Origin of the sequence: Nocardioides houyundeii (genome assembly GCF_002865585.1) — a bacterium.
GTDB classification, from domain to species: Bacteria; Actinomycetota; Actinomycetes; order Propionibacteriales; family Nocardioidaceae; genus Nocardioides; species Nocardioides houyundeii.
In genome coordinates this window covers 2,040,192-2,057,589 of sequence record NZ_CP025581.1, presented here as the reverse complement: position 1 = coordinate 2,057,589, position 17,398 = coordinate 2,040,192, and the positions used below count along the sequence as shown (strand labels likewise).

Here is a 17,398-nt window from a genome sequence, read left to right as displayed (position 1 = left end):
CAAGCGTGGATGAACCTTCGGTCGGCTTGGTCACGGGTTTCCCTTCGATTCGAGCGGCAGCAGGAGGTAGGGACGAGCCTACCCAGGGTGCGGGCTAGACTCGACCTCGCCTGTACCCCACTTCTTCGAGGTTCATCTCCGTGACGCACGTCGGCCCCTCGGCCTCGGCTGCTGAGCAGTCCCGCTCTTCCAGCGACGGCACCGGCGCCCCCGGTGGAGGACGTGCCACGGTCCGGGACGTGGTGGGGGCGTACGTCGGTCTCACCAAGCCGCGGGTGATCGAGCTGCTGCTGCTGACCACGGTGCCGGTGATGTTCTACGCCGCCCGCGGCGTCCCCGACCTCGGGCTGGTGGTCGCCACCGTGATCGGAGGCGCGCTGAGCGCAGGCTCGGCCAGCGCCTTCAACTGCGTCTACGACCGGGACATCGACGAGCAGATGCGGCGCACCCGACGCCGGGCACTTCCCCGGCACATCGTCACGGCCCGGTCCGCCCTGGTCTTCGCCACGGTGCTGGCGCTGCTGTCGACCGTGGTGCTCGCGCTGTGGGTCAACTGGCTCTCCGCCGGGCTGTCCCTGCTGGCCAACGCGTTCTACGTGCTGGTCTACACGATGCTGCTCAAGCGGCGTACCACCCAGAACATCGTCTGGGGCGGCCTCGCCGGCTGCTTCCCGACCCTGATCGGCTGGACGGCGGTCACCGACGAGCTGGCCTGGACCCCGATCGTGCTGTTCATGGTGGTCTTCTTCTGGACCCCGCCGCACACCTGGGCGCTGGCGCTGCGCTACCGAGAGGACTACGCGAACGTCGACGTCCCGATGCTGCCGGTGGTCAAGCCGGCCGCCGAGGTCGGCCGCCAGATCGTGATCTACAGCTGGGTGATGGTGGCGACCTCGCTGCTGCTGTGGCCGGTGGCCGACACCGGGATCGTCTACCCGGTGGTCGCGGCCGTGCTCGGAGGAGTCTTCCTGCTGGAGGCGCACCGGATGTGGGGGCGGGCCAAGCGCTCGGACAGCCTCACCGACATCTCACCGATGAGGTTGTTCCACAGCTCGAACCTCTACCTGTCGCTGCTCTTCGTCGCGGTGGCCCTGGACCCGCTGCTGTTCTGAGCCAGCTCCGCGGCCGTCAGGTCCCGGTGCGGCAGCACCGCGAGTGCCAGCCGCGCCAGGCCGGCGGCCAGCAGGCCGGCGCCGAGCATGTGCAGGGCCACCAGGACGATCGGCAGGTCCAGCCAGTACTGCGTCCAGCCCAGGACGCCCTGGGCCAGCTCGATGGCGAGCACGAGCCCGGTCACCGTGGCCAGCCACTGCAACCCGCTGCGCAGTGAGACCACCAGGAGGGCGACGGTGAGCGCCACCAGGAGGTAGACCGAGACAGCGTGCACCTGGGAGATCGTGGCGGGGTCCAGCCCGTTGCGCGCCGCGCCCTCGTCACCGGCGTGCGGCCCCGCCCCGGTCACCACGGTGCCGAGGTAGAGAACGACCCAGCCCACCCCCAGGTTGGCCCATGCCAGGGCGCGGACCGGGACCGGTGCGAGGCCTCGAGTCGGGCTGCGCAGCTCGTCCAGGAGGGCCACGCAGAACATGATGATCAGCATCGAGACCAGGAAGTGCCCGGAGACGATCCACGGGTTGAGGTCGGTCAGCACCGTGATGCCGCCCACCACGGCCTGCAGCGGGATGGAGAGGCCGACGACGAAGGCGAGCCAGATGGCGCGCCGGCGGCCGGAGCCCAGGGCGGCCAGGAAGGTCAGGACGGCGACCGCCGCCAGCACGAAGGTGAGCAGCCGGTTGCCGAACTCGATGGCGCCGTGCAGCCCGAGCTCGCCGTGCGCGGCGTAGGACTCGTCGGTGCACCGGGGCCAGGTGGGGCAGCCGAGCCCGGACCCGGTCAGCCGGACGGCCGCCCCGGTCACCACGATGCCGATGTTGGCCAGCAGGTTCGCGATCGCCAGGGGCCAGAGCCACGGCGCGAGACGACTGAGGTTCATCGAAGTCACTCCCACTTGAAGGTACGGGCGGTCGCGGCAGCGGCTGTCGCCGCCCACACGACCAGGACGAGCACGGCCGACAGGTCGAGTCGGCCGTCGAGCAGTGCGGCGCGCATCCCCTCGCCCAGCGCCCCCGAGGGCAGCCAGGTGGCGAGCGTGCCGAGGGCGCCGTAGGAGTCGGCCGGGATGACCACGGCTCCGCCGGCCATCAGCAGCAGGTAGACCAGGTTGGCCGCGGCCAGGGTGGCCTCGGCGCGCAAGGTGCCCGCGATGAGCAGGCCCAGGGAGGTGAAGGCAGCGGTCCCCAGGAGCAGGATCAGCACCGCGGCCGGCCACCCGGTGGCCTCAGGTCGCCATCCGATGCCGAGCGCCACGCACGCGAGCACCGCGACCTGGAGGACCTGGACGGCCACGACGGCCCCGACCTTGCCCAGCAGCAGGCCGTAGCGTGGCAGGGGCGAGGTGCCGAGCCTCTTGATGAGTCCGTAGCGGCGCTCGAAGCCGGTGGCGATCGCGACCGAGGTGAAGGAGGTGGACATCACCGCCAGGGCCAGGATCCCCGGCGCCAGCACGTCGACCACCGGGTGGTCGAACTCCAGCCCCACCCGATCCGCGGCCGCCACCCCGCCGAGCAGCACGATCACCGGGATCACCAGGGCGAGCAGGATCTGCTCGCCGTTGCGCAGGATGAGCCTGGTCTCCATGCGCGACTGCGCCAGGACCTGTCGGTGCAGCGGGGCCGCCCCGGGGGCCGGAGTCAGGTCGAGGGTGTCGGTCATTCGGCGAGTCCTCGTCCGGTGAGGTCGAGGAAGACGTCCTCGAGAGTGCGCTGGCCCAGGCTCAGCGACTCCGGCAGCACGCCGTTGGTCTCGCACCAGTGCGAGACCACCGCCAACGTGGAGGAGTCGGCCTGCCCGGAGATGACCATGCTGAGCGGGTCGAGCTGGCGCACCTCGGTGCCGGAGCCCAGTCCGGCCCGGAGCGACTCCGGAGCGCCGTCGGGGAACGGACGGGTGACCACGAGCCGGATGGTGGTGTGCCCACCGCCGCGGGTCAGCTCCAGCGGTGTGCCGGAGGTGACCAGGCGGCCGCGGTCGACGATGTGGATCACGTCGGAGAGGCGCTCGGCCTCCTCCATGTAGTGGGTGGTCAGCACCACGGTCACGCCACTCGCCCGCAGCTCCTGCAGCAGCTCCCAGGTGCTCCGGCGCGCGGCCGGGTCCATCCCGGCCGTGGGCTCGTCGACGAACACCAGCTCGGGCCGCCCCACCAGGGCCATCGCGAGCCCGAGACGCTGCTGCTGCCCTCCGGAGAGCCTTCGGTACGGCGTCCGCCCGCAGTCGGAGAGTCCGACCCGCTCGGCCAGCAGGTCCGGGTCCATCGGGTGGGAGTGCAGGGCGGCGACGTGACGCAGCATCTCCATCGCCCGGACCCCGGACCACGCACCTCCGGACTGGAGCATGACGCCGATCCGGGGCAGGAGCGCCCGGCGGTCCGTGTGCGGGTCGAGGCCCAGCACCCGCACCCTGCCCTGCTGAGGACGTCGGTAGCCCTCGCAGGTCTCCAGGGTCGTGGTCTTCCCGGCGCCGTTGGGGCCGAGCACCGCGGTGATGGTGCCGCGCTCGACCGTGAGCGAGAGACCGTCGACCGCCACCTTGTCGCCGTACCGCATCACCAGTCCCTCGATCTCGACGGCAGGGGAGGAGGGCACGAGGCGAAGTCTAGGAACCCGACCCTCGCGGGCCGGGGTCGGGGCGCTCGGCGAGCAGCTGCGCCAGCACCGTCGGCTCGTCGCTGATGATCCCGGTGACTCCGAGGTCGCGCATCCGGTCCAGGGACTCCAGGTCGTTGACCGACCACGTCATCACCACCTCGACCAGGTCCGAGAGCCGTGCCACCGTGCCGGCGTCCAGCAGGTCGCGGTGCACCGAGACCCCGTGCACCCGGGAGCCGTCCTCCAGGCGCGAGAGCAGCCGGCGAAGCTCGCCGCGGTTCCGCGCCGAGAGCACCGGGAGGACCTGCGGCTCCTCGGCCAGCAACTCCACCGAGGGCCAGTGCCGACCGCAGACCAGGATCGGGGCGTCGTGACCGAGGTCGCGCAGCAGCCGTGCGACCGCGCGAGCGGCGGCGGTGCGTCTGCCCTTGAGGTCCAGCATGAAGGTGGTCCCGTGGCGATCCGCGGCCAGCAGTGCGGCCAGGCCCAGGCGGGGGGCAGATGCCGAGGCAAGCTGCCACCGGTCCCACAGGAAGGGCAGTGGCCCGGCGGTCTTGAGGTGGCGGACCTCGAGGTTGCCCCGGTACTGGTGGATGTCGCACTCCACGACGTCGACACCGAGCTGGTTGGCGGCCTCCAGCCCGGCCAGGGAGTTCCCGGCCCGGTGGGCGATGGCGAGCAGCGTCACGGCTCGCCCTGCTCGGTGGGGCGACGCCGTCGACGTCGGTGCTGCTCGGCGCGCCGGGCGACCGCGTGGCCGAGCAGGGCAAGGGTGACCCCGGCGACGACGTCGAGGACGTAGTGGTTGGCGGTGGCGACCACGGCCAGGCCCATCAGCACCGGCAGCACGAAGCCGATCACCCTGAGGGTGAGCGTGGACGCGGCGCTGACGATGGCCATGCCGACCAGCAGGTCCCAGCCCGAGTGCAGGCTCGGCATGGCGGCGTACTGGTTGGTGAAGGCAGGAGGCTGCAGCACCCGGTAGGACTGGGAGTGGTCGGTGATGGTGTCCACCATGCCCAGGCTCGCCAGGCGTGGCGGTGCCAGGGGGTAGGTCACGAAGACCACCAGGCCCAGGGCTCCGGAGACCAGCATCGCGTCCCGCAGCCGGAGGAAGACCTCGCGGTGGTGCCAGGCGAGCCAGATCATGGTCATCGTGATGACCGGCCAGTGACCCCAGATGTAGACCCAGTTCGCCATGGTGCGCAGCGACTCGGAGGGAGCCACCCAGGCCTGCAGCTGCGGCTCGAGGGCGATGCCCAGCCGTTGCTCCAGGCCCTCCACCTCCGCGGCGTGCGCCAGTGCCACGTCGCGCGCGCCCTCGGTGTGGCCACGGACCAAGAAGTACCCGAAGACGCCGAACGCGACAGCGGCTGCCTGTCGCACCAGCCACCATGCAGGGGGGCGCCCCCAGCGGACCCGCGACCGTGAGCGAGCGCGCGGGACGATTAGCGGCAGGGGCCGGTGCGGTTGCAGGTGCATGCATACCCTTCGTAGCGCCTGTCCATCTTGACCGAAGAGCAGGCGGAAGCGCGAGGGGTTAGTCGTGCCGGGCCCCCACGGCAGGGCTGGTGGGAGATGCGTCCGGGCCATCACCAGGGACCGGGATGTGGTGCTGGTCACCCGGCGCCCGCCACTTAGGGTGCCCTTCGTTGAAACCAGCCCTTTAATAACGTAACAATCGTGTTGTGGAATTCGACCCGAGCACCGTGGCGCCTGTGGGCGACGCGTCGACGCGCGATCGCGTTGCCCGGTCGATCCTGGAGAACGGCGCCTCCACCGCGGCCGAGCTGGCCGAGCGCCTCGCGCTCACTCCCGCGGCCGTGCGCCGCCACCTGGACCACATGCTCTCCGAGGGCGTCGTCGAGGGCCGCGAGCAGAAGGTCTACGGCAGTCGTGGACGCGGTCGTCCGGCCAAGGTGTTCGCCCTCACCGGTGCCGGCCGCGACCAGTTCGACCAGCAGTACGACGACCTGGCCGCCCAGGCCCTGCGCTTCCTGGCCGAGACCGGCGGCGACGACGCGGTGATGGAGTTCGCCCGGCGTCGGGTGGCCTACGTGGCCCCCGACTACGAGCGGATCGTGGCTGCCGAGCCGCACCTGAGCCCGGCCGAGGCGCTGGCCCGGGTCTTCTCCGCCCAGGGGTACGCCGCCAGCGTGCGCGAGCTTCCCCTCGCCGGTGCCGCTGACCAGCTGTGCCAGCAACACTGCCCCGTCTCCCACGTGGCACACGAATTTCCCCAGTTGTGCGAGGCCGAGACCGAGGCGATCGGCAAGGTCCTCGGCACGCACGTGCAGCGGCTGGCCACCATCGCCCACGGCGACGGTGTCTGCACCACCTGCATCCCGAAGAGCAAGGAAGGCTGACCATGACCTCCATCGAAGAGCTCAACCCGGAGCTGAAGGGCATCGGGCGCTACGAGTTCGGTTGGGCCGACAGCGACGCTGCGGGCTCGAACGCCAAGCGTGGACTCAACGAAGACGTCGTTCGCGACATCTCCGGCAAGAAGTCTGAGCCGCAGTGGATGCTCGACCTGCGTCTGAAGGGCCTCAAGCTCTTCCACCGCAAGCCCATGCCCACGTGGGGCTCGGACCTGTCGACGATCGACTTCGACAACATCAAGTACTTCGTCCGGTCCAGCGAGAAGCAGGCGACCAGCTGGGACGAGCTGCCCGAGGACATCAAGAACACCTACGACAAGCTCGGCATCCCCGAGGCGGAGAAGCAGCGCCTGGTCTCCGGCGTCGCGGCCCAGTACGAGTCCGAGGTCGTCTACCACTCGATCCGCGAGGACCTCGAGGAGCAGGGCGTCATCTTCGTCGACACCGACACCGCGCTCCGCGAGCACGAGGAGCTCTTCCGGGAGTACTTCGGCACCGTCATCCCGGTCGGCGACAACAAGTTCGCCGCGCTGAACACCAGCGTCTGGTCGGGCGGCTCGTTCATCTACGTGCCGAAGGGTGTGCACGTCGACATCCCGCTGCAGGCCTACTTCCGGATCAACACCGAGAACATGGGGCAGTTCGAACGCACCCTGATCATCGTTGACGAGGACGCCTACGTGCACTACGTCGAGGGCTGCACGGCGCCGATCTACAGCTCGGACTCGCTGCACTCCGCGGTCGTGGAGATCATCGTGAAGAAGGGCGGCCGGTGCCGCTACACGACGATCCAGAACTGGTCCAACAACGTCTACAACCTGGTGACCAAGCGTGCGACCTGCGACGCCGGCGCGACCATGGAGTGGGTCGACGGCAACATCGGCTCCAAGGTGACCATGAAGTACCCGGCCATCTACCTGATGGGCGAGCACGCCAAGGGCGAGACGCTCTCGATCGCGTTCGCGGGCGAGGGCCAGCACCAGGACGCCGGCGCCAAGATGGTGCACGCTGCTCCCAACACTTCCAGCTCCATCCTCAGCAAGTCGGTGGCGCGTGGCGGTGGCCGCACGTCGTACCGGGGCCTGATCCAGGTCAACGAGGGCGCGCACGGCTCGAAGTCCAACGTGCTCTGCGACGCGCTTCTGGTCGACCAGATCAGCCGCTCCGACACCTATCCCTACGTCGACATCCGTGAGGACGACGTCTCGATGGGTCACGAGGCCAGCGTCTCCAAGGTCTCCGACGACCAGCTCTTCTACCTCATGTCGCGAGGCATGGAGCAGGACGAGGCGATGGCGATGATCGTGCGCGGCTTCGTCGAGCCGATCGCCAAGGAGCTGCCCATGGAGTACGCCCTCGAGCTCAACCGCCTGATCGAGCTGCAGATGGAGGGCGCGGTCGGCTGACCGCTCCCTCTCCGACACCCGTTCCCCGCCCCAGAAGGAATTCTTAGTGACTGTGACCGAAGCCGCGCGCGAGAGCGTCGCGTCCGCCCTCGAGATGGAGAAGGTGGAGAGCCACCTCCACCCGCAGGGGTCGTTCGACGTGGCCGACCACCCGGTGCCCCAGGGCCGGGAGGAGATCTGGCGCTTCACGCCGCTCAAGCGGCTGCGAGGGCTGCACGCCGACGCCGTCCTCGGCGCCGGGGCGACCCGCTACGAGTGGAACACCCCCGACGGGGTCCGGGTGGCCGACGTCGCCGGCGACGAGGCCCGCGCGCTGCGCGGCATCTCCGGGCTGGTGCCGATCAGTCGCTTCGCGGCCCGGGTGCTGGCCGAGGTCGAGACCTCGCTGCTGGTCGACGTCCCGGCCGAGACCGAGGTCTCCGAGCCCGTGGTGGTCCAGCTGACCGGGACCGACGCGGCCGAGACCGAGGGCGGCCACGTCGCCCTCAGGTTCGGCAGGCACTCGCGGGCCACGGTGGTGCTCAACCACACCGGCAGTGCTGCCATCGCCCAGGTCGTGGAGATCGAGGTGGGTGACGGCGCCGAGGTGACCGTGGTCTCGGTGCAGGACTGGGCCGACGACGCCGTGCACCTGACGCACACGCAGGCTCGGGTGGGGCGCGACGCGTCCTACAAGCACGCGGCGATCAGCTTCGGCGGCGACCTGGTCCGGATGGACGCCAACGTCACCTACGACGGGCCGGGTGGCTCCGCGGAGATGCTCGGTCTCTACTTCGCCGACGCCGGGCAGCACATCGAGCACCGGCTGTTCGCCGACCACACCGCTCCCAACACCAAGAGCCACGTGGTCTACAAGGGCGCGCTCCAGGGCCACAAGGCGCACACCGTGTGGGTGGGCAACGTGCTGATCCGCAAGGTCGCGGTCGGCATCGAGACCTACGAGGAGAACCGCAACCTCGTCCTGACCGACGGCTGCCAGGCAGACTCGGTGCCCAACCTGGAGATCGAGACCGGGGAGATCGAGGGAGCCGGGCACGCCTCGGCCACCGGTCGCTTCGACGACAACCAGCTCTTCTACCTGCGCTCCCGGGGGATCGAGGAGGCGGAGGCACGGCGCCTGGTCGTGCACGGCTTCTTCAACGACCTCATCCGCAAGGTCGACGTCCCCGCCATCGAGGAGCGCCTCGTGGCCACGGTCGAGGCCGAGCTGGCCAAGAACGTCACCGGAAAGCACTTCTGATGGCGTTCGAACGCGTCTGCACGCTCGCGGAGGTCCCCGCCGACGAGGCGTTCGCGGCGAACGTCGACGGCGTCGACATCGCGGTGGCCCGGGACGGCGAGGAGATCTTCGCCGTCCAGGACCTCTGCTCCCACGCCCACGTGGCGCTCTCCGAGGGCGGGGTCGCGGACTGTGCGATCGAGTGCTGGCTGCACGCCTCCACCTTCGACCTGCGTACCGGGAAGCCGACCGTGCTGCCCGCGACCGAGCCGATCTCGACCTTCGGCGTGGAGCTGCGCGGCGACGAGGTCTACGTCGACGTGGCCACCCCCTCAACGGCGTCCAGCCGTCCTGACGACAACTTTTCGACGAGCACCAGAGAGTAGAGAGACACACACATGAGCACCCTGGAGATCAACGACCTGCACGTCTCGGTCGACACCGAGGACGGTCCCAAGGAGATCCTGAAGGGCGTCACCCTCACCATCCGCGACGGCGAGACCCACGCGATCATGGGGCCGAACGGCTCGGGCAAGTCCACCCTCGCCTACTCGATCGCCGGTCACCCCAAGTACACCGTGACCGGGGCACCGTGACGCTGGACGGCGAGGACGTGCTCGCGATGTCGGTCGACGGCCGCGCCCGCGCCGGACTGTTCCTGGCCATGCAGTACCCCGTGGAGGTTCCCGGAGTCTCGGTGTCGAACTTCCTGCGCACCGCCAAGACCGCCATCGACGGCGAGGCTCCCAAGCTCCGCACCTGGGTCAAGGACGTCAACGCCTCCCTCAAGGCGCTGGACCTCGACCCCAGCTTCGCGACCCGCTCGGTCAACGAGGGGTTCTCGGGCGGCGAGAAGAAGCGCCACGAGATCGCTCAGCTGGAGCTGCTGGCCCCGAAGGTCGCCGTGCTCGACGAGACCGACTCCGGCCTGGACATCGACGCCCTCAAGGTGGTCTCCGACGGCGTGAACCGCTTCGCTGCCGGCAAGGACAAGGGTGTCCTGCTGATCACCCACTACACGCGCATCCTGCGCTACATCAAGCCGGACTTCGTGCACGTCTTCGTCGACGGCCGGATCGCCGAGCAGGGCGGCCCCGAGCTGGCCGACCAGCTGGAGGCCGAGGGCTACGACAAGTACACCAAGGCAGCGTCCTGACATGACCCTCCCAGGTCTGCTCCCCGAGCTCGAGGTCATCCGGAAGGACTTCCCGATCCTCGAGCGCACGGTGGCGGGTGGGCAGCCGCTGGTCTATCTCGACAGCGCCAACACCTCCCAGAAGCCGCAGTGCGTCATCGATGCGATGGTCGACCACCTCGAGCACCACAACGCCAACATCTCCCGAGCGATGCACGCGCTCGGGGCGGAGGCCACGGAGGCCTTCGAGGCGGCCCGCGACAAGGTGGCCGACTTCATCGGAGCGCCGTCACGCGACGAGGTGATCTTCACCAAGAACGCCTCCGAGGCGCTGAACCTGGTGTCCAACACCCTGGCGTGGGCTCGTGGCCCGCTCCAGGTCGGTGAGGGCGACGAGATCCTCATCACCGAGATGGAGCACCACTCCAACATCGTGCCGTGGCAGCTGCTCGCGCAGCGGACCGGTGCCACGCTGCGCTGGATCGGCCTGACCGAGGACGGCCAGCTCGAGCGGTCGAACCTGGGCGAGCTGATCAACGAGCACACCAAGGTCGTCTCCTTCACCTGGGTGTCCAACATGCTGGGCACCATCAACCCGGTGGCCGAGATCGCCGCCCTGGCTCACCAGGTCGGCGCGCTGGTGGTGGTCGACGCCTCCCAGGCAGCGCCCCAGCTCCCGGTCGACGTGGTCGCCTCCGGTGCCGACTTCGTGGCCTTCACCGGGCACAAGGTCGTCGGACCGACCGGCATCGGTGTGCTGTGGGGCCGCCGCGAGGTGCTGGAGCAGCTCCCGCCGTTCCTCGGTGGGGGCGAGATGATCCAGACCGTCAGCATGGAGCGCTCGACCTACGCCGACATCCCGCACAAGTTCGAGGCCGGGACGCCGCCGATCGTGGAGGCCGTGGGCCTCGGCGCCGCCGTCGACTACCTCGCAGCCGTGGGGATGGAGGCGATCCACGCGCACGAGCAGGCGATCACGGCGTACGCGCTCCAGGGCCTGGGGACGATCCCGGGTCTGCGGGTGCTGGGTCCGTTGGACGCCGCCGCCCGCGGCGGTGCCATCGCCTTCGAGATCGACGGCGTGCACCCCCACGACGTGGCCCAGGTGCTGGACACCCGGGGGATCGCGGTCCGGGCGGGGCACCACTGCGCCAAGCCCGCCCACGCCCGCTTCGGGGTGCAGAGCTCGACCCGGATGTCGTCCTACCTGTACACCACGCCCGCGGAGATCGATGCCCTCGTCGAGGGCCTGGCCTACACCCGCTCCTACTTCAAGGTCGGGTGAGGGCGATGTCCGCGGAGCTCGACTCGCTGTACCAGGAGATCATCCTGGACCACTACAAGAACCCCCACCACGCCGGTCTGCGCGACCCGTTCGGCGCCGAGGTGCACCACGTCAACCCGACGTGCGGCGACGAGATCACGCTGCGCGTGCAGCTGGCGGGTGACACCGTCGCCGACGTGTCCTACGACGCCGCGGGCTGCTCGATCTCCCAGGCCTCGACCTCGGTGATGGCCGACCTGGTGATCGGTCGCCCCGTGGACGAGGCGATGGGGATCCACCAGGAGTTCCTGACCCTCATGCAGGGCAAGGGCAAGGTCGAGCCGGACGAGGAGGTCCTGGAGGACGGGATCGCCTTCGCCGGCGTCGCGAAGTTCCCCGCACGGGTCAAGTGCGCACTGCTGTCGTGGATGGCGTTCAAGGACGCGTGCACGCAGGTGCTCGGATCGACAACACCGGAGGAGAAAGCATGAACGAGACCACCACCCACTCCGACCTTCCCGAGGTCGACGTGGAGGCTCTGGCCTCCGGATCGTCGTCAGTCTCGCTGGAGGACGTGACCGAGGCGATGAAGGACGTCGTCGACCCCGAGCTGGGGATCAACGTCGTCGATCTCGGCCTGGTCTACGGGGTCCACCTCGACGCGGACTCGAACTGCGTCATCGACATGACCCTGACCTCGGCTGCCTGCCCGCTGACCGACGTCATCCAGGACCAGACGAACTCGGCGCTCGAGGGGCTGGTCGGTGACGTGGCGATCAACTGGGTCTGGATGCCGCCGTGGGGCCCGGACAAGATCACCCCGGACGGCCGGGAGCAGCTGCGCGCCCTCGGCTTCAACGTCTGACCCGGCGGTGACCCTGCCGCCGCACCAGGAGTCGTCGACCGAGGTCGACGACTTCTGGAACCTGGCCAAGTTCCACGCCAAGCTCAACCACATGCCCGGCTACTTCGGCCCCACGGCCCTGGAGTCGGTGCGACCCCCGGTGTGGTCCTTCGGCGAGACCACCGAGGAGGCCGACCGCACCCTCGACGCGCTGCTCGACGGGTCGCGCACGTCCACCAGCACCCCCCAGGCCGACTACGTCGCAGCCCAGGAGCCGCTGCCGGAGGTGGGAGCGCTGGGGATCGTCCTGGATGGTCGGGGTCAGCCGCGGGCGCTGGTGGCCACCACCGCGGTGGACGTGGTGCAGGGGGACGTCGTGGAGCACTTCTCCGTGCTCTACGCGGCCGGCCACTGAGCCGCGAGCCGGTGTCCTCGCTGCTCCTACCGGCGAGCCGGGTGCCGCGGTGGGTGGAGAACTTCTCGCTGCGGCACGGGAGCGTGACGCTCGAGGTGAGCCAGGGCGAGCTGAGCGGGGTCGGCGCCGACGGCTCGACCTTCCGCGCGCGGCTGCCCTGGTCCCGGGTGTACGCCGCGGGCCCCGACGTCGCGGAGTTCGTGGCCGCGCTGGCGCCACCGCAGGACTGGGGAGTGCTGCTGGTGCGCAAGGGCGGGTTCGCGGTGGCCCGCTGTTCGGGGGCGGACCTGGTGGAGCACAAGATCGGACAGCGCCACGTGCAGGGCCGCACCAAGGCCGGCGGGCAGAGTCAGCAGCGGTTCGCCCGCCGCAGGGACAACCAGGCGCGACAGGCGTACGAGGCTGCGACCGAGCACGCAGTGCGGATCCTGCGCCCCGGGCTGCTGGTCACCGGGGGCGACCGGACGGCGATCGCCGAGGTGCTCGCGGACCCACGGCTGCGTGGCATGCGCGTCGTGGGGGAGTGGCTCCCCGTGCCGGACCCGAGGCGCTCGGTGCTGGACAAGGCGATCGCGGACGCCCAGGCGGCGCGCGTCGAGGTGAACAACGCCTGATCGGCTCCCGGCTCTGTCAGGATGTCGACATGTGGCGACCCGAGCCGGGCTGGCAGCGGTTACCCGGCGCTGGCCCGTCCACGCTCGGGGTGTGGGTCGCGCACGAGGACGACGGCGACGTGGTGGTCAAACGGCTCCTGGCACCGACCCCGCACGACCCGCCCGAATACCTCCAGCCGACGCACCCGGCGTACTGGCGGCGTGCCGCCGAGGTGGCCGAGTCCGGGGTGGTGGCCGGGACCCCGGGACTGCGCGAGGCAGAGCTGGTGCGGGTCCGCGAGGACGCCGAGGGCATCACGCTGGTGCATCGCCGGGTCCCCGAGGCAGGCAGCTCCGGTCTGTTCCTGGCGCGCTCCGTGGGGCGGTTCGCCCAGGCTGAGGTGCCGGACCTGCCGTGGCTGGCGCGCGACCAGCTCGGCGCGCGCCTGTCCCAGGTCGAGCGGCGTGGCGGTTGGGCGACCCTGGACCGCACCCCGGTCGCGGACGTGGCCCATCACCTGTGGCTGCGTCGTGAGGCGCTGCTCGGCCAGGTCGCCGCGTTGCCCCAGGTCCCCCAGCACGGCGACCCCGTCCCGGCCAACCTGCTGGGGCACCAGGGCGACGACGTGGTCGCCGTCGACTGGTCCACCCTCGGCCGCGGGCCCGTGGGGGGAGACCTCGGCTACCTGTCCCTGTCGACCCGGGAAGCCTTCGAGCCGTTGTTCATCGCCTACTTCACCGGGCTCCCCGACGGTCTCGCCTCGCCCGAACAGGTGATGCTGGCGGCTCGGGTCACCGCCGTCTACACGGTCCTGACCCGGGCCGACTGGGCGCTGGCCCGCGTCGCCGGGGGAGAGGGCGCCCTGGCCGGCAAGTTCCGCCACCCCAGCGTTGCGCCGTACCTGCTGGCGATGCAGCGCCAGTTCACCCAGATCGAGGCGCTGCTGACCTGATCAGAGCTGCTTGGCGGAGAAGGTGTCGCACGCCCTCAGCGTGCCCTTGTCGTAGCCGGTCATGAACCAGCGCATCCGCTGCTCCGAGGAGCCGTGGGTCCAGCCCTCGGGGTCCACCCGACCGCCCGACTGCTGCTGGATGCGGTCGTCGCCGACGGTCTTGGCCGAGTCCAGCGCCTCGTTGATGTCACCCTCGTCGAGGTCGAGGAAGATGCCGTCGCCGTCACTGGCGTCGCGGGTCCACATGCCGGCGAAGCAGTCTGCCTGCAGCTCCAGCCGCACCGCGTCGGACTCCGGGCCCTGCTGGGTGCGGACCCGTCCCATGGTGCCGAGCAGGTTCTGGATGTGGTGGCCGTACTCGTGGCCCAGGACGTAGGGCTCCACGAAGTCGCCGCCCTCGCCGCCGAGCTGGCCTTCGAGGACGTCATTGAAGAAGGTGGTGTCGAGGTAGATCTGCTGGTCGGAGGGGCAGTAGAACGGGCCGACCTGGGAAGACGCCTGGCCGCAGCCGGTGTCGACGGAGCCGCTGAAGGTGATGATCTGCGCCGGCGTCAGGTCGGTGCCGCCCTGCTGGGGCAGGGTCGAGGTCCAGTAGTCCTCGAGCGAGACGGCCACCGCCTTGCGCGCGCAGTCGACGTCCTCGGCGGCGTCGGCGCCCTTCTGGCAGTGGGCGTAGCGCTCGCCGTCGGCCTGCAGCCCCGCAGCAGTGCCCTGCTGGCCGCCGCTGTCCAGCCCGGTGCCGCCTCCCGCACCGGTGGTTCCCCCGTCGCCCAGGCACTGGGTGAGCACGACGAACAGCACGATGATGACGAGACCGCCGACGCCACCTCCGGTCTTGGCGCCCCCGGGCATCGGGAGGCGCATCCCGCCCCCGCCCATGCCTCCGCTGCCCCTGCCCGCGTCGCCTACACGACCGCGGCTGATGTCGGCCTTGGGGTTGAAGCGCATGAAGGGTCCTTCCGGAGGGACGTCGCCGATGAGGGAGGCAGGCAGAGGATACGTAGACTGAGTACCCTCATGATCACAGCTCAGAACCTCGAGGTTCGCGCGGGAGCGCGACTCCTCATGCAGGACGTCAGCTTTCGAGTCGCAGCAGGGGACAAGGTCGGACTGGTCGGCCGCAACGGCGCCGGGAAGACGACCCTCACCAAGATCCTCGCCGGAGAGGCGCAGCCAGCCTCTGGCACCGTGCTGACCACCGGCGAGGTGGGCTACCTGCCCCAGGACCCGCGCATCGGCGACCCCGAGACCCTGGCCCGCGACCGGATCCTGTCTGCCCGCGGGCTCGACGACGTCGTACGGCGGCTGCGCGAGGCGGAGCGCGACATGGGCAGCGACGACCCCCAGGTGGCCGAGCGGGGCATGAAGCGCTACTCGCGCGCCGACAACGAGCTGCACGCCGGAGGCGGCTACGCCGCGGAGTCCGAGGCGGCACAGATCGCCAGCAGCCTCGGCATCGCGGACCGGCTGCTCACCCAGCCGCTCAAGACGCTCAGCGGTGGTCAGCGTCGTCGGGTCGAGCTGGCCCGGATCCTGTTCTCCGGCGCCGAGACGCTGCTCCTCGACGAGCCCACCAACCACCTCGACGCCGACTCCATCATCTGGCTGCGCGAGTTCCTCAAGGCCCACCGTGGCGGGCTGATCGTGATCAGCCACGACAACGACCTGCTGGAGACGACCGTCAACAAGGTCCTCCACCTCGATGCCAACCGCGAGACGATCGACGTCTACAACATGGGCTGGAAGGCCTACCTCACCCAGCGGGAGACCGACGAGCGGCGCCGCAAGCGCGAGCGCGCCAACGCCGAGTCCAAGGCCAAGACGCTGACCGACCAGGCCAACAAGATGCGTGCCAAGGCGAGCAAGGCCACGGCAGCCCAGTCCATGCTCAAGCGAGCCGAGAAGATGATGTCGGGGCTCGAGGGAGAGCGGCAGAGCGACAAGGTGGCGCGGATCAAGTTCCCCGCGCCGGCCGCCTGCGGCAAGACCCCGCTCACCGCCCAGGAGCTGTCGAAGTCCTACGGCTCGCTGGAGGTGTTCACCGACGTCGACCTGGCCATCGACAAGGGATCGCGCGTGGTGATCCTGGGCTTCAACGGCGCGGGCAAGACGACGATGCTGCGGATCCTGGCCGGGGTGGACAAGCCCGACACCGGTGAGGTGATCCCCGGGCACGGACTCAAGATCGGCTACTACGCCCAGGAGCACGAGACGCTCGACACCGAGCGGACGGTGCTGCAGAACATGCAGAGTGCCGCGCCCCAGCTCACCGACACCGAGGCGCGCTCGGTGCTGGGCTCGTTCCTGTTCTCCGGCGATGACGCCCACAAGCCGGCCAAGGTGCTCTCGGGCGGTGAGAAGACCCGTCTGGCGCTGGCCAGCCTGGTGGTCTCCAGCGCCAACGTCCTGCTGCTCGACGAGCCGACCAACAACCTCGACCCCGCCTCGCGCGAGGAGGTGCTGGCCGCGATCCGCACCTACGAGGGAGCGATCGTGCTGGTGACCCACGACGAGGGGGCCGTGAGGGCGCTGGAGCCGGACCGGGTGCTGCTGCTCCCCGACGGGGACGAGGACCTGTGGAACGAGAGCTACGCCGACCTGGTGTCGCTGGCCTGAGCCGTTTCGTACCGTACTCGCGAGTAACCTAAGATCTCACCATGACTCCCGAGGAACTCGCCACCGTCGGCCTGCGCTACGACCTTGCCGGCCCCGTCGCCACCATCACCTTGGACCGGCCCGAGGTCCGCAACGCCCAGACGCCTGCCATGTGGCGGGCACTGCGAGCGCTGGGCGGGCAGCTCCCCGAGTCGGTGCGGGTGGTGGTCGTCACCGGTGCTGGGGAGACCTTCTCCGCCGGGCTCGACAAGGCGATGCTCGACCCGCGTGCGGCCGGTGGGGACACCGAGACCGTGGCAGGCCTCCTGGCCGGGACCGACGAGGAGATCTCGGCCACCATCGAGGTCTACCAGCAGGGGTTCACCTTCCTGCGGGACCCGCGCTTCGTCTCCATCGCGGCAGTGCGCGGCTACGCCGTCGGCGCCGGCTTCCAGCTCGCGCTCTCCTGCGACCTGCGGGTGGTCGCCGACGATGCCCAGTTCTGCATGAAGGAGTCGGCACTGGGCCTGGTCCCGGACCTCACGGGAACAAAACCGCTGGTCGAGGCTGTTGGATACGCCAGGGCGCTGGAGATCTGTGCCACGGCGCGGATGGTCGGTGCCGAGGAGGCAGTGCGCATCGGGCTCGCCCAGGCGTCGGTTCCGGCCGGTGACCTGGACGGCGCGGTCGCCCAGCTCGCCGGGGCCCTGACAGCACCTCTGCCCGACGCCGTACGGGAGACCAAGAAGCTCCTGCAGGGCGCAGCAGACCGCGACCTGGACGAGCAGCGACGGCTCGAGCGGGAAGCCCAGGTACGTAGGTTCCGGGAGATCGCCAGGATCTCCAGCCGGACCTGAGCAGAGCGGCGCAGGCCGCGGAGGAGGGA

The 17,398-nt window shown here is 70.1% G+C and carries 19 protein-coding genes and 1 pseudogene; 14 read left to right on the top strand and 6 right to left on the bottom strand.

Translation table 11 applies throughout. The annotated features are described in order from the left end of the window. Positions 1-140: 140 nt before the first annotated feature. Positions 141-1,112, top strand: a complete 972-nt coding sequence (locus C0R66_RS09890) for a heme o synthase (protein WP_101524552.1) — start codon at positions 141-143, stop codon at positions 1,110-1,112. On the opposite strand, the gene C0R66_RS09885 is transcribed toward C0R66_RS09890, so the two are convergent. From C0R66_RS09885 to C0R66_RS09865, 5 genes are read right to left on the bottom strand one after another with little or no spacing between them, the layout of a single operon-like run. Further along, entirely contained in the window at positions 1,061-1,993 is a 933-nt protein-coding gene (locus C0R66_RS09885; protein WP_101524551.1) for a COX15/CtaA family protein, read from the bottom strand. The two genes, C0R66_RS09890 and C0R66_RS09885, sit on opposite strands and share 52 nt — an antisense overlap. A gap of 5 nt (positions 1,994-1,998) precedes the next feature. Next, a complete protein-coding gene (locus tag C0R66_RS09880; RefSeq protein WP_101524550.1) occupies positions 1,999-2,772 on the bottom strand; it encodes an ABC transporter permease in 774 nt (257 codons plus the stop codon). Continuing rightward, a complete protein-coding gene (locus tag C0R66_RS09875; protein WP_101524549.1) occupies positions 2,769-3,704 on the bottom strand; it encodes an ABC transporter ATP-binding protein in 936 nt (311 codons plus the stop codon). Before C0R66_RS09875 ends, C0R66_RS09880 begins: the two co-directional genes overlap by 4 nt. Positions 3,705-3,714: 10 nt before the next feature. Beyond that, positions 3,715-4,395, bottom strand: coding sequence for a glycerophosphodiester phosphodiesterase (locus C0R66_RS09870; protein ID WP_101524548.1), 681 nt, complete (start codon positions 4,393-4,395; stop codon positions 3,715-3,717). Next, positions 4,392-5,093: a phosphatase PAP2 family protein gene (locus C0R66_RS09865; RefSeq protein ID WP_241901409.1), complete on the bottom strand. Its 702-nt coding sequence runs from the start codon at positions 5,091-5,093 to the stop codon at positions 4,392-4,394. Before C0R66_RS09865 ends, C0R66_RS09870 begins: the two co-directional genes overlap by 4 nt. Before the next feature lie 302 nt (positions 5,094-5,395). On the opposite strand from C0R66_RS09865, the gene C0R66_RS09860 reads away from it, so the two are divergent. From C0R66_RS09860 to C0R66_RS09810, 11 genes and pseudogenes are all read left to right on the top strand, one after another. Next, entirely contained in the window at positions 5,396-6,073 is a 678-nt protein-coding gene (locus C0R66_RS09860) for a helix-turn-helix transcriptional regulator (RefSeq protein ID WP_101524546.1), read from the top strand. Between the two features lie 2 nt (positions 6,074-6,075). Continuing rightward, on the top strand, positions 6,076-7,494 hold the full coding sequence (gene sufB / locus C0R66_RS09855) for a Fe-S cluster assembly protein SufB (RefSeq protein ID WP_199286629.1): 1,419 nt from the start codon (positions 6,076-6,078) through the stop codon (positions 7,492-7,494). 46 nt (positions 7,495-7,540) lie between these two features. Then, the gene (gene sufD, locus C0R66_RS09850; RefSeq protein ID WP_241901408.1) at positions 7,541-8,734 is read left to right on the top strand and encodes a Fe-S cluster assembly protein SufD; all 1,194 of its coding nucleotides are present in this window, start codon (positions 7,541-7,543) and stop codon (positions 8,732-8,734) included. Further along, on the top strand, positions 8,734-9,099 hold the full coding sequence (locus C0R66_RS09845) for a non-heme iron oxygenase ferredoxin subunit (protein WP_101524545.1): 366 nt from the start codon (positions 8,734-8,736) through the stop codon (positions 9,097-9,099). Before sufD ends, C0R66_RS09845 begins: the two co-directional genes overlap by 1 nt. A 12-nt stretch (positions 9,100-9,111) precedes the next feature. Beyond that, positions 9,112-9,869, top strand: a pseudogene (gene sufC / locus C0R66_RS09840) (Fe-S cluster assembly ATPase SufC). 1 nt (position 9,870) lies between these two features. Then, positions 9,871-11,133 carry a cysteine desulfurase gene (locus C0R66_RS09835; protein WP_101524544.1) on the top strand — a complete coding sequence of 421 codons (1,263 nt, stop codon included), beginning with the start codon at positions 9,871-9,873 and terminating at the stop codon, positions 11,131-11,133. Between the two features lie 5 nt (positions 11,134-11,138). Next, entirely contained in the window at positions 11,139-11,603 is a 465-nt protein-coding gene (gene sufU / locus C0R66_RS09830) for a Fe-S cluster assembly sulfur transfer protein SufU (protein ID WP_101524543.1), read from the top strand. After that, positions 11,600-11,977, top strand: a complete 378-nt coding sequence (locus C0R66_RS09825; RefSeq protein ID WP_101524542.1) for a metal-sulfur cluster assembly factor — start codon at positions 11,600-11,602, stop codon at positions 11,975-11,977. Before sufU ends, C0R66_RS09825 begins: the two co-directional genes overlap by 4 nt. Before the next feature lie 7 nt (positions 11,978-11,984). Then, complete coding sequence (locus C0R66_RS09820) at positions 11,985-12,371, top strand: ASCH domain-containing protein (RefSeq protein WP_101524541.1); 387 nt, start codon at positions 11,985-11,987, stop codon at positions 12,369-12,371. Positions 12,372-12,382: 11 nt separating this feature from the next. Then, positions 12,383-12,985, top strand: coding sequence for an acVLRF1 family peptidyl-tRNA hydrolase (locus C0R66_RS09815; protein WP_101524540.1), 603 nt, complete (start codon positions 12,383-12,385; stop codon positions 12,983-12,985). A 29-nt stretch (positions 12,986-13,014) separates the two neighbouring features. After that, a complete protein-coding gene (locus C0R66_RS09810) occupies positions 13,015-13,917 on the top strand; it encodes a phosphotransferase (protein ID WP_101524539.1) in 903 nt (300 codons plus the stop codon). On the opposite strand, the gene ypfJ is transcribed toward C0R66_RS09810, so the two are convergent. Next, positions 13,918-14,865: a KPN_02809 family neutral zinc metallopeptidase gene (ypfJ, locus tag C0R66_RS09805; protein ID WP_101524538.1), complete on the bottom strand. Its 948-nt coding sequence runs from the start codon at positions 14,863-14,865 to the stop codon at positions 13,918-13,920. It lies immediately after the preceding gene. A gap of 69 nt (positions 14,866-14,934) precedes the next feature. Between ypfJ and abc-f the strand changes: the two genes are divergently transcribed. Further along, entirely contained in the window at positions 14,935-16,533 is a 1,599-nt protein-coding gene (gene abc-f / locus C0R66_RS09800) for a ribosomal protection-like ABC-F family protein (protein WP_101524537.1), read from the top strand. A 41-nt stretch (positions 16,534-16,574) separates the two neighbouring features. Further along, positions 16,575-17,369, top strand: a complete 795-nt coding sequence (locus C0R66_RS09795; protein ID WP_101524536.1) for an enoyl-CoA hydratase/isomerase family protein — start codon at positions 16,575-16,577, stop codon at positions 17,367-17,369. Positions 17,370-17,398 lie beyond the last annotated feature (29 nt).

Excerpts from the sequence above, each read along its gene's own strand:
- C0R66_RS09885 (WP_101524551.1), bottom strand. The coding sequence starts at position 1,993 with ATGAACCTCAGTCGTCTCGCGCCGTGGCTCTGGCCCCTGGCGATCGCG.
- C0R66_RS09880 (WP_101524550.1), bottom strand. The coding sequence starts at position 2,772 with ATGACCGACACCCTCGACCTGACTCCGGCCCCCGGGGCGGCCCCGCTG.
- sufB (WP_199286629.1), top strand. The coding sequence starts at position 6,076 with ATGACCTCCATCGAAGAGCTCAACCCGGAGCTGAAGGGCATCGGGCGC.
- C0R66_RS09845 (WP_101524545.1), top strand. The coding sequence starts at position 8,734 with ATGGCGTTCGAACGCGTCTGCACGCTCGCGGAGGTCCCCGCCGACGAG.
- C0R66_RS09835 (WP_101524544.1), top strand. The coding sequence starts at position 9,871 with ATGACCCTCCCAGGTCTGCTCCCCGAGCTCGAGGTCATCCGGAAGGAC.
- sufU (WP_101524543.1), top strand. The coding sequence starts at position 11,139 with ATGTCCGCGGAGCTCGACTCGCTGTACCAGGAGATCATCCTGGACCAC.
- C0R66_RS09825 (WP_101524542.1), top strand. The coding sequence starts at position 11,600 with ATGAACGAGACCACCACCCACTCCGACCTTCCCGAGGTCGACGTGGAG.
- C0R66_RS09810 (WP_101524539.1), top strand. The coding sequence starts at position 13,015 with ATGTGGCGACCCGAGCCGGGCTGGCAGCGGTTACCCGGCGCTGGCCCG.
- ypfJ (WP_101524538.1), bottom strand. The coding sequence starts at position 14,865 with ATGCGCTTCAACCCCAAGGCCGACATCAGCCGCGGTCGTGTAGGCGAC.
- abc-f (WP_101524537.1), top strand. The coding sequence starts at position 14,935 with ATGATCACAGCTCAGAACCTCGAGGTTCGCGCGGGAGCGCGACTCCTC.
- C0R66_RS09795 (WP_101524536.1), top strand. The coding sequence starts at position 16,575 with ATGACTCCCGAGGAACTCGCCACCGTCGGCCTGCGCTACGACCTTGCC.